Source organism: Frankia sp. AgB1.9, assembly GCF_016786355.1.
In the GTDB taxonomy this organism is placed as follows: Bacteria; Actinomycetota; Actinomycetes; order Frankiales; family Frankiaceae; genus Pseudofrankia.
The window spans coordinates 1-13764 of the sequence record NZ_JADWYX010000022.1 but is presented as its reverse complement, the minus strand read 5'-3'; the positions used below and the strand labels follow the sequence as shown (position 1 = coordinate 13764).

The following is a 13764-nucleotide window of genomic DNA, read 5'->3' as shown; positions in this document are numbered from 1 at the left end:
CCGTTTTGGCCCTGCGCTGGTCGTGATCAGAAAGTATTCACGACCACCAGAGGGCCAAAACGGCGATCACCGCACGGGGGTGACGGTGCGCGCGGCGGACGCGAGGCGTCCACCGCCTCAGCGGACGCGGTCGAGGTCGTGGATGGCCGGTTCGAGGCTCGGGTCGATGCCGATCAGCATCGCCAGATAGACCGACGCGTAGTCCAGCAGACCGACCAGGGACGCCATCCGCTCCACCGGGTGGCTGCCCGTCGCGGAGAGCTCGGTGACGCCGACGCCGCGTTCGGCGGCGACGCGGACGACCGCCTCGGCGCGGCGGGTCACATCCGGATGCTCGTGCCCCGGGTCGCGCAGCAGGATCAGCCGCAGCCGGGTGGTCATCTCGTCGTCGACCCGGTCGCGGAAGAACTCGTCGAGCTCGTCGTTCCCGGCGTCGGCCGCCGCGGCGCGGGCGCCGAAGACGCCGTCGAAGGCGGCGATCTGGTAGATCCCCGGGTGCGGAAGGCCACCGTGCAGCACCGGGTACTTCGCCGTGACGGCGAGCTGGGTGGCCGCCCGGCTGGCCGCGGCCGAGGTCGCCTGCGAGGTGCCCCAGATGATCGGAAGGGTGCCGGCCAGCTCCAGGGCGAGCAGCTTCGCCGGGTTGACGAACGACTCGCTGGACGGCCGGCTGCGCCCGGCGATCTCCTCCAGCCGGGCCGCGGCCGCCTCGACGCCGGCGGCGGCGTCCCGGCAGACCCCGAGGGCGGTACCCACGGCCAGCAGCGGGGTGGCCAGCGCCCACAGGCTGGCCCGCTCCGGCCGGGTGCCGTCGATCTTGACGAAGGGCGCCCTGGCCCGGTCGGCCAGATAGTGCAACGGGGTGTCGGCCGGGCCGACGGCGAGGATGCGGCAGCCGCGGCGAGCCGCGTCCTCGACCGCGGTCAGGGTCAGCGGCGAACGTCCGGAGCCGGAGACGGCCAGGACGACGTCGGCCACGCCGACCCAGCCGGGCAGCCCATGATCGTGATGGCCGATGACCGGGACGGGGCTGACCGCTCCGGCCGCGGCGACGAGTACGTCGGCCGCGCCCGCTGCCGCCCCGGTGCCGACGACCAGCACGGCCCGGGGCCGCCCGTCGGCGCCGAGCTGAGCCGCTCCGGCCTCCTCGGCGAGACGCCAGGTCTCCCGGATCTGCCGACCGCCGGTCGCGAGCTCCCGCAGCAGTTCCCCGGGATCGGCCACGGCCAGTCGCGCCGGGTCGTCCAGGACGCTCTCGTCGACGTACACCGTGCTAGTCAACCGCCCTCACACCCGCCCGAACCGGTGAACCGGCTGGAAGGCACGATCGGCCCGGCTCCTGCGTGGGGCCGCCAGCCCGGCCCCGGCCCATCGCTCAGGACGTCGCCGGGGCGGCGGCCTCCGGGAACGGGCTCGCTTCGTCGAGCAGCATCACCGGGATGTCGTCGCGCACCGGGAACGCCAGATTGCAGGCGGTGCAGACGAGGACCGGGGCGCCGGCCACCGTGTCCTGACGCAGCGGAGCGTGCTGCGGACAGGGGCAGGCGAGGATCTCCAAAAGCAGCGGATCGAGGCTCATTGTGCGCTTCAGTCCCTTCCACCACGGATGCTGGCCAGGACCTCGTCCCTCAGCCGGCTCATGGTGTCATCATCCCCCGCCTCGACGTTGAGGCGCAGCAGCGGTTCGGTGTTGGACGGCCGCAGGTTGAACCACGAGCCGTCCGCGAGCGAGATGGTCAGGCCGTCCAGGTGGTCGATATCGGTGGCCTTGTGCGCGTACTCGGCCTCGATGGCCTTCATCGACGCGGCCGCGTCGGCGACCTCCGAGTTGATCTCCCCGGACACGGCGTACGGAGCGTAGCCGTCGAGCAGTGCCGAGAGCGGGCCGGCCTGGCCGCCGAGCGCGGCCAGGACGTGCAGGGCCGCGAGCATCCCCGAGTCGGCCCGCCAGAAGTCCCGGAAGTAGAAGTGGCCCGAGTGCTCGCCGCCGAAGATGGCGCCCGTCCGGGCCATCTCGCCCTTGATGAACGAGTGCCCGACGCGGGTGCGTACCGGGACCGCCCCGAGCTTGCGGACCAGCTCCGGGACCGCCTTGCTGACGATCACGTTGTGGATGATGGTTCCGCCCGGCTCACGGGCGAGCTCCCGTTCCGCGACCAGCGCGGTGATGGTGGACGGGGTGACCAGCTCTCCGCGCTCGTCGACGACGAAGCAGCGGTCGGCGTCACCGTCGAAGGCGAGGCCGATGTCGGCGCCGCTGTCCCGGACGGCCTTCTGCAGGTCGCGCAGGTTCTCCGGCTCGATCGGGTTCGCCTCGTGGTTCGGGAAGCTGCCGTCCAGCTCGAAGTAGAGCGGGACGACGTCGAGCGGCAGGTCGGCGAAGGCCGCCGGCACGGTGTAGCCGCCCATGCCGTTGCCCGCGTCCACCGCGACCTTCAGCGGCCGGATGCCGGACAGATCGACCAGTCCGCGCAGGTGGGCGACATAGGCGTCGCGCAGGTCGATCTCGCGGACCGAGCCCGGCGTGCCGGTGAACTCGGGAACCCCGGTCGCGACCATGTCGCGGATCTCGGCGAGCCCGGTCTCCTGCCCGATGGGCGCGGCGCCGGCGCGGCACATCTTGATGCCGTTGTACTTGGCCGGGTTGTGCGACGCGGTGAACATCGCGCCCGGCAGGTTCAGCGAGCCGGCGGCGAAGTACAGCAGGTCCGTCGACCCGAGCCCGGCGAGCACGACGTCGGCGCCCTGGCTCGTCGCGCCCTCGGCGAACGCCGCGGACAGCGGACCGGACGACTCGCGCATGTCGTGCGCGATCACGATCTCCTTGGCGTCCAACAGCCGGACGAACGCCGCGCCGGTGGCGCGGGCGATGTCCGCGTCGAACTCGGACGGCACGACCCCGCGCACGTCATACGCCTTGAAGATCCGGGCGAGGTCAAGCCCCATTGCCCTCCACCTTCCGCACCCGTCTCGGCGGCGGCTGTCACCGCCCGGCTCGTCTCCACAGTCACGCGGAACAACAGTCCCACGGACGCGGATCCGGTCGACGCCCGCCTGGCGACGTGGTCAGTGCGTGTCGCGCGGTCTCGGCGTCGGAGTGACCCTATCCACCACCGCGGGCGGGAGGATCTCCGAGGGCCCGTCGGGGAGCCGAAGCTCGCTCGCCCGGGTTCAGGACGTGGGAACCGCGCGCAGGTGGCCCCGGCGGCCGCCGGGGTCGTCGCGCGGGGGTTCCTGGCCGGCGCCGACGACCGGGCCGTGACCCGGGACCGGACCGTAGCCCTGGGCCGGCCCGTAGCCGGGCGCGTCACCGGGCAGCGGCGCGGGGCGCGCGACCTCCCGGACGACGTCGGCCAGTGCCTCGAGGTCGTCGGTGGCCGGGTTGCGCGGAGGCTCCGGGTCGAGGCGCACGACCGCCCAGCCGCGCGGGACGGTCAGCCGGTCGGCGTGCGGCCCGCACAGGTCGTACGAGTGAGGCTCGACGTACGGCGACAGCGGCCCGAGCACCGCGGTGGACTCCGCGTAGGCATAGGTGAGCGTGGCGACCGCGACCGCGGAACAGGCCGAGCGGGAGCAGCGCCGGGGCTTCACGTTCCGGACGGTAGACCCCGGAACGGGCGGCGGCCACCACCGGCCGCCGTGTCGCGCCGGACAAGCCACGCTCGTGACGTAAACTGCCTCATCCAATCACTCTGCGCTTCCAATTGCGCGCATTTCAGCCCTCTCGCACACCCCGCGCGGCGGCCGCCCGCTCCGCTCGCCGGGTCGTCCCGCCCGACCGGCCTGGATCACGCCACGCGGGTCGGCGCCGAGCCGTGCCGCGGCCGGCTACGCTAGCTCGGTGGTGGACGAAACCGCTGGCTCAGACTCTGCGGCTGGCTCCGACTCCGCGGCTGACTCCGGACCGGCGGCTGGCTCCGAGCCGGCGGCGGCCGCGCCTTCGGTGTCAGCGCCTGCCTCAGCTCAGTCCACCGCGCCCGAGCGCCCGGCGACCGTCCGGCTACCGGTCGCCACGCGGCGGCCGATCCCAGCCCGCCGCCGCCGGGACCGGCGCGGCCGCGGGATGCGCGGCACCCTGTTCCCACCGGACGTCCCCGCGTACTCGACCCGCGGCGAGCGCTTCGACGATCTCGTCCTCGACGCCGTGGAGCATCTCGACCTGCGCTGGTCGGACCAGCTGGCCGGCGTCGAGTTCGCGGTGGAGGACGTGCCACCGGTGGGCGTCTCCGACGACGTCGTCCCGCTGGCCCTCTACCAGCCCGCCACCGGCCGGGGCCGGTCCGCGACGCCCCGGCGCATCGTCGTCTACCGGCGCCCGCTGGAGGCCCGCGCGGTCGACACCGAGGACCTCGCCGAGCTCGTCCTCGACGCGATCATTCACGAGGTCGCCGACATGCTCGGCGTCGATCCGGCCGTCATAGACCCCGAGGGCCACGGCTGGGGCGAGGAAGAGTAACGGCCGGCCCGTACTCTGTGGTCGTTCGGCGAAGCCCCGGCCAGCTGGAGAGCGACACGATGAGCGCGACGCGATGAGCGCAGACACCCAGATCGCCGGTGCCCCCATGCCCCGGCCCGCCGGGGCGGTGCCCCCGCCAGCCGAGGCGGCGAGCCCACGGGTGCTGCCGCTGTACGGCCAGGTCCAGCACTACGCCTGGGGCTCGCCCGACGCGATCTACGACCTGCTGGGCGAGGCGCCGAGCGGTGAGCCCGCCGCCGAGCTGTGGCTGGGCACCCACCCGGTCGCCCCGTCCGACTGCGACGACGCCGGCCGGCGCCGCCCGGCCGCCGAGCTGGTCGGCCAGCTGCCCTTCCTGCTGAAGGTGCTGGCGGCCGAGAAGGCGCTGTCGCTGCAGGTACACCCCGACCGGGCGCAGGCCAGGGCCGGCTTCGACTCCGAGGAGCGGGCCGGCGTGCCGCGCAACGCGCCCGAGCGCCGCTACCGCGACCCGAACCACAAGCCCGAGCTGATCGTCGCGCTCACCCCGTTCCGGGCGCTGGCCGGCGTCCGGGCGCCGGCCCGCACGCTCGCGATCATCGAGGCGTTCGGCGTCGCCGACCTCTCGGCGGCCTTCCGCCCGCTGGTGACGGACCCGAACGGCGGCGCCGCCACGGTCCTGCGCACCCTGCTGACACTGCCGCGCGAGCGCGGCCGGGCGCTGGCCGGCGAGCTCACCCGCGCGGCGGCGACGGTCTCGCAACGGGCCGAGGCCTCGTCCGGTGCCACCTCGGCCGGCGCCGCCGACCTCGCTCGGGCCGCCGACCTGGTCGGCCGGCTCGCCGCGGCCCATCCCGGCGACGTCGGCATCGCCGCCGCGCTGCTGCTCAACGACGTCACGCTCAGCCCCGGCGAGGCGCTGTTCCAGCCCGCCCGGCTGCTGCACGCCTACGTGCACGGCGTCGGCATCGAGATCATGGCGACGTCCGACAACGTCCTGCGCGGCGGCCTGACTCCCAAGCACATCGACGTCGACGAGCTGCTCCGGCTGGTCGACCCGGCCCCGTCGGACGCTCCGGTGCTCCGGGCGAGCACGCTGCGGGCGGGCACGGGTGGGCTGGTCCGCTACTGGCCGGTCCCGGTCGACGACTTCGTGCTCGCCGAGGCGATCTGCGCCGGTGGCGAGGTCACCCTGAACCGCCCGGCCGTCCTGCTGGCCGTCGACGGCACCGTCGACGTCGAGGTGGGCGCGACCGGCGGCCCCGCCGACGCCCCCGAGGGCGACCCCGGCAAGGGCGAGGACGTGGCGGCAGGCGCGGCTACCGGCGGCTCGTCACTGCGGCTCACGCGGGGCCAGTCCGCGATGCTCACCGGCCCGGCCACGGTCACGCTGCGAGGCGCCGGCCGGGTGTTCGCCGCCCGCCCAGGCGTCCGCGCCTAGCACCGCTCACGGCAGCTGGAGCACCTCTGGTTGGCCAATGCGCTCCTCACCATGGGGAGGGTGAGCGCGGCGTACGACTTCAACGTCTCCATCTCCAGCCGACTGGAGCCGCACCTGCTTGGCACCGAGGTGGCTTCTACTGCGCTGCGCGATCCGGTGAGTCCTAGCGGAGGAGCGAGCGTAGCTGGTGTTCTGCCGTGTCGACGGCTGCGTCGACTGCGTCCATGTGGCTGGTGGGGAGGGTCCGCGCGCCGAGGAATGCAGCGGCCAGCTGTCCGGCGAGCTTGTCTTCCTCTTCGCTGGTCATCTGGCCGCGTAGATGGGCGTGGCCAAGAACGTCACGAGCGGCATAGGCATCGGAGGTGGCCACGTCGATAAGCGCTGCGCGCAGGTCCGCGGCGTGGCCTGTGGCGGCGGTCAGGTCGAAGGCGGTCAGCCCTAGGCGGACCCGGAACAGGGCGGTCATCGGGTCAGGTTGTCTCATCAGCGCGAGCGTCTCCTCCACCGTACGGTCCAGTCCCTTCCGGGCCGGCGAGCCCGGTTGAATGGCTTGGCGTAGAAGTGCGGCAACAGTCTTCTCCCAAGGTTCGGTCGGTGTGGTGCAGTCGATCGTCGCGATGGCCTCGTCGGTGCGGCCTTCCTCCTGCAGGGCCATGATTTTGATTTGGCGGCCGTCCAGGAGCCGGTTGCCGATGCCTCGGTGGGCGGCCATAGCTTGGCTTGCTTCGGTCCAGCGGCCCTGTCGGGCCAGGGCTCTGGCGCCGTCGATGAGCAGGGTGATCCACAGTTCGGTGCAGATCTTCTGGTGGTGGCCGGTGGTGAGGATCCACGGGGCGAGATCGACGTCGCGGTCGCGGATGCTGGTGGCGCCGCGGGTTTGGGCGGCGCGGTACAGCCGGTGGAGGATGTCGTAGCCGGCGTTGCCGTCGCCCTCGCGGATCAGCAGCCGCGCAATGTTCACGATCGGCATCAGCCCCATCACGGCGATGTCCGGTTCCAGGTGTTCGGCGTCGGCAAAGACGCAGTGCTGCTTCCAGCACAGGTCGGCGGCAAGGTCGGGCAGGCCGGCGTCGGAGGCGATGAGGGCGGCGAAGTTGAGGACCCCGCAGGCGCGGGCCACCTGGTCGTGGTGGTCCGCGCCTGGGAGTTCGACGGTCAGCGCGGTGAGTTCGGCGATGCGGATCTCCAGCGAAGTCCCGGGCGGTTTGGACCGGCAGACCAGCGGGATACGGTCGGCGATCGTGGGGTTCATCGCGCTCACCGTCTTCTACTGCCAGTCGACGACGAGACGACTGAGGCGCTTGTCGATGATGAATCGCGGGTCGGTCGCCTTGAGCAGGTCGCGGTGCGCCGCAGTGGCCATCCGGTAGCCGGGCTCGGGCGCGTCGTTGCCGTAGTCGCGATCCCACTCGGCGATCGCGGTCGAGACCTGTTCGGCGAGGGCGGCGGCGCCGCTGCCGTGACCGATGACGCCGATCTCCCAGTACCGGCCTATGCCGTCGTCTCCTTCGCGAACGGTTAGGTAGGCCAGACTGTCGCTGTCGAGGGCGGCCATGGAACCCCAGCCGAAGTGCGGGGTGAAGCCAGGCCGTCGACCGGGCATTCGAGACAGGCCGTTGGGTAGGACACATGCCAGCCACAGGTAGACCCACTGCCAGGCTGATCCCTGCCGGAATTTAACGCCGGTGTAGACCCTGTGGGACGGCTGGTCGAGGATCGTGCGCATCGCCTCCCGGTCGACCTGCTGCTCGCTGAAGGTGTCCAGCCTGACGTCGCCTTCTCCCTCGTGGCGGATGAGGGTGTGGACGTCGTCGCACATGCCTTTGCGCAGCGGCACAAACGACGCCATCTCGCACGAGACGATCTTCCAGGTGTCGTCGTCGGCGCGCTCGAAGGCGAAGCTGCGAGAGATGCTGCCGCGGATCCGCATTGGGATGACCAATCGTCCGCCCGGGGCCAGCTGCTCCAACACGCCCAAGGGGACGTCGCCAGCACCCACGGTGAACTGGATTCGGTCGTAGGGGCCGTGCGCGGGGAGTCCCGTCGCCCCGTCGGCCATCAGCACCGACACGTTGTCCGCGCCTGACGCCGCGACGCAAGCGGCGGCATGGCCGACAAGATCGTCATCGACGTCCACGGTCCATACATGCCCGCCCGGCGTGACCAGGCGGCCGAGGAGCGCGGCGTTGTAGCCGGTAGCGGCCCCGGCCTCCAGGACCTTGTCGCCGGGCCGCGCACCCAGCTGCTCCAGCTGGGTGGCCACGATGGACGGCGCGGAGATACAGGAGACCATCTCGTCGTGCTCGTCGCGCTTGATCGGCACAGCGTCGTCGATGTAGGCGTTCTCGATATTGGCGTCAGGGATGAAGGTGTGCCGCTCGACGGCGCGGAAAGCCGCGATGATCTCGGGAGTGCGTAGATGGCCGGAAGCGGTGAGCGCGGTCATCAGGGCTTCGCGGCGCTCGGTGGGATCGGTCGTCGTGATGATGGCGGACTCCACGCGGTTGAGGTTTGGGGCAGCGGGCGCGGTAACGGCGGTGGTCGTGTCGATGTCGAAGGATGCGTGGTGGCCGAGCCAGGCGAGTACCGCCTGCTGGTGCGGCGAGATCCCGGCGCGATTGAGGGCGAAGATCGCGTGGTGGGTGAGGACGGCGCGCAGCCCCCGCGTCAGGCGGCCGTCGGCGGCAAGCCGCGCCAGGTCGCGCCCGGCAGTGTGAAACGCGGCGACGCGCTCAGCCCAGCCGGGTTCGGTGGTATCCCGCTGTGCGGCGTCGGCGTGCATCAGCCGCCGCATCCCGGCGACCGCCACGGTGCGGCCAGCCGGGTCGGGTGGGTCGATCTGGGGGCGGAGCGCCGCCAGGCGCGCCCACACGTCCCCGATCTCGAAAGGGTCTAGGCCGGCGGCTCGGTACATCGTGGACAACAGCAGGACGCACCGTTCCCGCGCTCGCGGGTCGCCGGTCTCCGTCAGGGCGAGCGGGCTGTCGGCGCAGAAGACGTCGTGCGCCAGCACCACGCCGGCCGGACCGCCGAATGCCGCGGTCTCGGGCTCGTACACGCCGCCAATCCAGAGCGACGCAAGCTGGTCGACGACGAGGTCGTCAAGGATCTCGTTAGCGGGATGTGCGGTGCGCAGCCGGAGCTTTCCCTCCTTACGCAGGAAGTGCCAACGCTGCCCTGTCAGCCTCTCCGTTAGCGCGGTCGCGGCCTTCGCGTGCACTCCGGTTCTGCCGGGGAAGGAGATCGTGGCGTGCCACCACTCCGGAGTCTCGGAGGTCGGGAGGTTCTCGTCGTTCCAGTCCATCGTGTCTGGTCGCTCCGCTCAGATCTGAGGAAGGGACCGACGTCATCGGCTGGACCCGCGCCCTGCTGATCACCTGAATCTCGTTCGCGCACCAGCACGGCCTTCCAGGAACCCCGGTTTGGCGAGGTCGTTGATCCCGGCAGCGACACGATCGGCGAGCTGGTTCACGCGGCCGGAGAGCCGGCCGGGGTCCGGGCTGTCAGCGGCGATGGCGCGGGTGAGGGCCAGCAGCCCCGCCCAGCCATGGCACAGGGACGCGTCAGTGATCAAAGCGATGCGGACCGGATCGTCCAGAGCGGCCACCGCGGCGTTCTCGGCCGATCGGGCGCGTGCCCGATCGCCAAGGGCGATCGCGCCCAGCTGCCTGGCACGGGCGATCCCGAGATCTCCGTAGCACCACGACGGCCTTCCCCTCGGCATCGTCGGTTTCGTGGTGGTGAGCTGGTCGCGGGTCGTCCAGTAGCCGCCGTGGAGTTCCAACCAGTCGGAGAACGTCTCGATCGCCGGCTGCTGGCCGGGCACGTCGACACCGTGGCAAGCGGCCAGCGCACACAGCGACAGAATCCCGGCGACGCCGTGGGCCATCCCGTTGTTGCCGTGCCCGCCGGGAATCTCCTCATGCCCCAGCCCGTCCGCGCACCACCATCCCGGCACCGACGGATCAGCCGCGGCCGGGGAGGCCAGGCCGATCAGATGGGCCAGCACTTCTCGGAGCTGGGACGCGTGGGGGCGTGACAGCAACACTGCTCCCAGACCGGCCAGGCCCTGGACGAGATCGAACTCTGCCAGCACCGGCAGCTGCCCCTCCTTCCGCCGCCGGGCGGCAGCGGCCAGACGAGCCGCCACGACCCGATCAACGGCGGCGGTGACCGCCTGCCCGGCATTGCCCGTACGGCCGAGCACGAATTCCAACGCCGGGGCGCCGTGGAACAGGCTCGCGTTCGCGCCGGTGCTCACGCCACCGGCGACCGCGTCGGTCAGCAAAGAGCGCGTGGCCGCGCGGTCACCGCGTTCGAGATGCAGCAGCGCCACGCCCAGCCCCTGTTCGGCCAATGCCTGGGTCCTGAGTTGCTTCGTCAAGGTCGCGCTCATGGGTGGGCCGCCACCGCCTGGACGATGCTGTGCGCCCTCCCGCCGATCCAGCCGTCGGCATCCGGCGGCGGCGCTTCATAGAGCACGGCGACCGGATTCGCGGCCAGATGGGTGCGGAGCAGGTCGAGGTCTAGGTCCCGGGTGAGGTCAAGGCGAAGGTGCTGGTCGTCCAGCGCGAGAAGGACCCGCTCGGGTACCCCTGCGCGGCCACGCCAGGCGTGCAACTGCTCCGCCCACGCACGTACCGGCGCTTGTCGGCCGAGGAGGGCATTCGTGCCCGACATGGTTCGGGCGCGCAGCTGCCAGCGGGCGGCGACCAGGAGGCTGCGCCGATAGCGCAGCGCCGGGGTGAACGGCAACGTCCACGCGGCTCCCCAGTCGAACCACGTCACCTGCGGAGTCGCGGCACGGCTGAGTTCGGCCAGGAACCGGACCAGCGGTGGCGTGAAGTTGTTCCACACGAAGTTGATCGCCGTCGGGGTCAAGAGCTCCAGCCGGACGCCCGTCGCGGCCACCACGAGATACAGATGACCGTTTTCCATTCCGACGGCGAGATCAGCCGGCCGCAGCACCTGCTCGCCGCTCCCCCGGAACTCGCCCACGCTCACCACCTCCGGCAGCACCTGCGGTGCACGGGTAAGCAGGTCGGCCCCGAGCCGGGAGGAGTGGAACGACAGCTGCGCCAGTCTCGCCCCCACCGCCACGGTGGGCAGGCCGGTGAGTTCGGTGGCTCCGGGCAACAGGTGCCAGAACCGGCCTGTCATCGTCCCGGCCGCCCGTGAGACGGTGTGCAGACGCAGCCGGAAATCACCCCGGTCCAATGCTTGGATTGACGCCGCCTCGACCTGCGCGCACACCTCGAAATGCGGAGCCAGGGTGGTCGGCGGGTCGCCTGCGGCCACCTCCAACTCTTCGATCATCGCCTCGGACAGCACCACCTCCCGGTGGCCTTCCAGCGCGGCGCCCCCGGCCAGGTCCAGCAGGAGCCGGTCGCGGCGCGACATCGGGCGCGGCGGCTCCGACGCCGCGCCGAACCCGTCCGGCATCCCCAGCCCCGTCGCCGAGTCGGTCAACCGCAGCAAGGCGACTTCGATGCCCTCGCCGAACCGGTCGGCGAACATTTCCAAGTAGCGGTGCCACGGCCCGGTCCCCCGTGGGCACGTCGCCAGCCGGGCCAGCGCCGTCGCGGCGGTCTCCATTTCGACCGCCACCGATTCGGGCAGCCGCACCTGCGCGTCCAGCCGCACGTCCGATGCCCTCCGGACCACGGTTCCCGGAACCTCACCACCCGGCATCGTTGCGGCAGGAAGGACGTCGGATGGATCGACGACGGTTGCCGGGGCCCGCAGGCCCGACCGCAGCAGACCGGTGCGCAGCAACTCGGCCACCAGCCCGACCCTGCCCGGCTCGATGCTCTCCGGGAATTCGGCGGCGAGCTTCCCCAGCAACGTGGTGTAGGAGATGGGTGCGCTGGCGGCGTCGAGAACCAGCGCCACCGCCGCGGTCAGCGCCATCGAGAACTCCGCGGTCCCCTCGGCCGGTATATGCACCCGGCTGTCCGCCACCCGGGTCAGGGTGTTGACGCACACCTCCCGGCCGGCCATCACGGCCGCGTCCGCCTCCCCTGCCCTGACCAGCGCCTCCACCGCCGCCGAATCGGCCCGATCGATGATCTCGTGGGCCTGCCCGACCCGCACCGCGGTCCGCTCTCCAAAGTCGGCGAGCGCGACGCCAGCGAACAGCCCGAACGGCGTGGAACGGCAGGCGTAGCGGATGGCATACCGGGCGACGGCCAGCGCCGCCCGGCGCGCCCGACGAGCTTCCACCTGCCGCCCGCAGAGGATCGACGCAACCTGGCGGGCCAAGTCCGGGCTGGCAGAGGCGACCGTCCGCTGAAACGTCTCGTCTGCCCAGACCGGGCCGAGCCAGCACCGCCACTGATCCACCGAGGCACCCGACCCAGGCCAAGTAGGGAGTTCAGGGGCGGTGAGATTCACCGTGGCCCTCAGCATCGGCGGACCGAAGCGCCGGTACTGCCTGCGTCGCGACCGAGTCATCTCATTCCGATCCACAAACGGGAGGGGCTTGGCAGCGGCCCTCGAGGAACTAGCAGCCGCGGCAGGAAGATCTAGGACGTCGTGCAGGCACTCGGGCAGGAACTCCCGCATGTGTCGTTCGTGCTGCACATCAAGATCGTGTCGGCGGCGGGGGTGTCCTCGATGAAGGTGATGTCGAGGTCGAACGGGTCGAAGCCGGCCGAGAGATCCTCGGCTAGGCTCGCCGTGGAGGGCTGGTCGATCGTCGGAGTGCTCATATGCACTACTCCCTCGCTGAAACCACTAGACGTTTGACGCACCGCAGAATGGGCGCGGCGTTCTGAGCCGGCATCAGTGAACGACGACGCGACCACAGGCGGCTATGGTCGTAGGTGCCCCAGAGCGTTTAGTCGGTTTATCCAGGTGGGAATCGGATGCCAAGGGCACCTGACCAGCGCGCCCCGAATCATCGACTCAGGGAGGCCATCGCCGGGTCCGGTTTGGGCTACGACGGAGTGGCGCGCGCCGTAGTCCGCGTCGCGGCCGAGAACGGTGAAGCGCTGCGGACCAACAAATCGGCTGTCGCCCACTGGGTCGCGGGCGTCGCCCCCGTCGAGCGCACGGCCCTCTACCTGGCCGAGGCTCTGTCGCGCCGGACGGGACGCCCGGTGACCCTCACGGAGCTCGGCCTCGCGGAAAGCAGCGAGCCGCGGTTGGCCGGAGCACAGCCCATCGAGACAGCCACCCTCCTTGGCCGCGCCGATGTCGAGCACCGCAGCTACCTGGCCGCCGCCGTGTACACCGCCTCCGACGTGGCGATGCCGCTGAACTACGACGCCGAACCGGTCTCGCGGCTACTGCGGGCGCGGACCGGAGATACACGGGTCGGCGCCGCAGAGATCATGGTGATTCGGCACATCACAGGGGCATTCGCTGCGGCCGACGAAGTCCTCGGCGGTGGGCACGGCCTGTCCACCGCCGCGACCTACTTCGCCGACACCGCCGCTCCGCTGTTGATCGGACGCTTCGCCAGCGGCACCGTCCGGTGCGACACCTACGCTGCCGTGGCCGAACTGGCGTGGCTGCTGGGCTGGAAACACCATGACCTCGGCGAGGAAGGGGCAGCCCAGCAGTACTACATGCTCGGGTTCCAGCTCGCCGTCGAAGCCGACCCGAACGCGCACGCCGCCTGGATGATGCGCGCCGTTGCCCACCAAGCCCTCAGCCTGGACCAACACCAGCACAGCCGCGACCTCATCCAAGCCGCGCTCAGGCGCGCTCAAGGCCACGCCGACGGTGCCACCGAAGCGCTTCTGCACATCACCCACGCCCGAGCCCACGCCGCCCTCGGCGACAAGCCCTCCGCCGCGCGGGCGCTTCTAGTGGCGTGTCTCTGAAGTGTGTTGACGGTTGGCTTTCGTGAGGATCTGGTCGGCGGTCTTGGTCCAGGTGAAGG

At 71.5% G+C, this 13764-nt stretch carries 11 protein-coding genes and 1 pseudogene; 3 read left to right on the top strand and 9 right to left on the bottom strand.

The genetic code is table 11. From position 1 onward, the window contains the following. Nucleotides 1–117: 117 nt before the first annotated feature. The 4 genes from I6A60_RS10700 to I6A60_RS10685 all read right to left on the bottom strand — a co-directional run bounded on the left by I6A60_RS10700 (nucleotide 118) and on the right by I6A60_RS10685 (nucleotide 3591). Nucleotides 118–1269: an SIS domain-containing protein gene (locus tag I6A60_RS10700; RefSeq protein WP_203021482.1), complete on the bottom strand. Its 1152-nt coding sequence runs from the start codon at nucleotides 1267–1269 to the stop codon at nucleotides 118–120. A 106-nt stretch (nucleotides 1270–1375) separates the two neighbouring features. Then, nucleotides 1376–1579 carry a Trm112 family protein gene (locus I6A60_RS10695; RefSeq protein WP_203021465.1) on the bottom strand — a complete coding sequence of 68 codons (204 nt, stop codon included), beginning with the start codon at nucleotides 1577–1579 and terminating at the stop codon, nucleotides 1376–1378. An 8-nt stretch (nucleotides 1580–1587) separates the two neighbouring features. Continuing rightward, nucleotides 1588–2946 (bottom strand): phosphomannomutase/phosphoglucomutase, encoded by a 1359-nt coding sequence (locus I6A60_RS10690; protein WP_203021464.1) that lies wholly within the window; start codon nucleotides 2944–2946, stop codon nucleotides 1588–1590. A 225-nt stretch (nucleotides 2947–3171) separates the two neighbouring features. Further along, entirely contained in the window at nucleotides 3172–3591 is a 420-nt protein-coding gene (locus I6A60_RS10685) for a DUF3499 domain-containing protein (RefSeq protein WP_203021463.1), read from the bottom strand. A 472-nt stretch (nucleotides 3592–4063) separates the two neighbouring features. Here I6A60_RS10685 and I6A60_RS10680 point away from each other — a divergent pair, with 472 nt between their 5' ends. After that, complete coding sequence (locus tag I6A60_RS10680) at nucleotides 4064–4456, top strand: metallopeptidase family protein (RefSeq protein WP_041259744.1); 393 nt, start codon at nucleotides 4064–4066, stop codon at nucleotides 4454–4456. 73 nt (nucleotides 4457–4529) lie between these two features. Further along, nucleotides 4530–5876, top strand: a complete 1347-nt coding sequence (gene manA, locus I6A60_RS10675; protein WP_203021462.1) for a mannose-6-phosphate isomerase, class I — start codon at nucleotides 4530–4532, stop codon at nucleotides 5874–5876. A 163-nt stretch (nucleotides 5877–6039) separates the two neighbouring features. Here the strand turns inward: manA and I6A60_RS10670 are convergent, their stop codons facing one another. The 5 genes from I6A60_RS10670 to I6A60_RS10650 all read right to left on the bottom strand — a co-directional run bounded on the left by I6A60_RS10670 (nucleotide 6040) and on the right by I6A60_RS10650 (nucleotide 12586). Next, nucleotides 6040–7128: a hypothetical protein gene (locus I6A60_RS10670; protein ID WP_203021461.1), complete on the bottom strand. Its 1089-nt coding sequence runs from the start codon at nucleotides 7126–7128 to the stop codon at nucleotides 6040–6042. A gap of 15 nt (nucleotides 7129–7143) precedes the next feature. Next, nucleotides 7144–9180: a methyltransferase, FxLD system gene (gene fxlM / locus I6A60_RS10665; RefSeq protein ID WP_203021460.1), complete on the bottom strand. Its 2037-nt coding sequence runs from the start codon at nucleotides 9178–9180 to the stop codon at nucleotides 7144–7146. Nucleotides 9181–9249: 69 nt separating this feature from the next. After that, nucleotides 9250–10272 carry a lanthionine synthetase C family protein gene (locus tag I6A60_RS10660; RefSeq protein ID WP_203021459.1) on the bottom strand — a complete coding sequence of 341 codons (1023 nt, stop codon included), beginning with the start codon at nucleotides 10270–10272 and terminating at the stop codon, nucleotides 9250–9252. After that, nucleotides 10269–12269 carry a lantibiotic dehydratase family protein gene (locus tag I6A60_RS10655; RefSeq protein WP_203042250.1) on the bottom strand — a complete coding sequence of 667 codons (2001 nt, stop codon included), beginning with the start codon at nucleotides 12267–12269 and terminating at the stop codon, nucleotides 10269–10271. The genes I6A60_RS10660 and I6A60_RS10655 overlap by 4 nt, the downstream gene beginning before the upstream one ends. A gap of 131 nt (nucleotides 12270–12400) precedes the next feature. Beyond that, nucleotides 12401–12586, bottom strand: a complete 186-nt coding sequence (locus tag I6A60_RS10650; RefSeq protein ID WP_203021457.1) for an FxLD family lanthipeptide — start codon at nucleotides 12584–12586, stop codon at nucleotides 12401–12403. A 156-nt stretch (nucleotides 12587–12742) separates the two neighbouring features. Here I6A60_RS10650 and I6A60_RS10645 point away from each other — a divergent pair. Then, a pseudogene (locus I6A60_RS10645) lies at nucleotides 12743–13696 on the top strand (tetratricopeptide repeat protein); the annotation flags it as partial. Nucleotides 13697–13764 lie beyond the last annotated feature (68 nt).

Coding starts and splice junctions, on each gene's coding strand:
- I6A60_RS10695 (WP_203021465.1), bottom strand. CDS start 1,579: ATGAGCCTCGATCCGCTGCTTTTGGAGATCCTCGCCTGCCCCTGTCCG.
- I6A60_RS10690 (WP_203021464.1), bottom strand. CDS start 2,946: ATGGGGCTTGACCTCGCCCGGATCTTCAAGGCGTATGACGTGCGCGGG.
- I6A60_RS10680 (WP_041259744.1), top strand. CDS start 4,064: ATGCGCGGCACCCTGTTCCCACCGGACGTCCCCGCGTACTCGACCCGC.
- manA (WP_203021462.1), top strand. CDS start 4,530: ATGAGCGCAGACACCCAGATCGCCGGTGCCCCCATGCCCCGGCCCGCC.
- I6A60_RS10670 (WP_203021461.1), bottom strand. CDS start 7,128: ATGAACCCCACGATCGCCGACCGTATCCCGCTGGTCTGCCGGTCCAAA.
- fxlM (WP_203021460.1), bottom strand. CDS start 9,180: ATGGACTGGAACGACGAGAACCTCCCGACCTCCGAGACTCCGGAGTGG.
- I6A60_RS10660 (WP_203021459.1), bottom strand. CDS start 10,272: ATGAGCGCGACCTTGACGAAGCAACTCAGGACCCAGGCATTGGCCGAA.
- I6A60_RS10650 (WP_203021457.1), bottom strand. CDS start 12,586: ATGAGCACTCCGACGATCGACCAGCCCTCCACGGCGAGCCTAGCCGAG.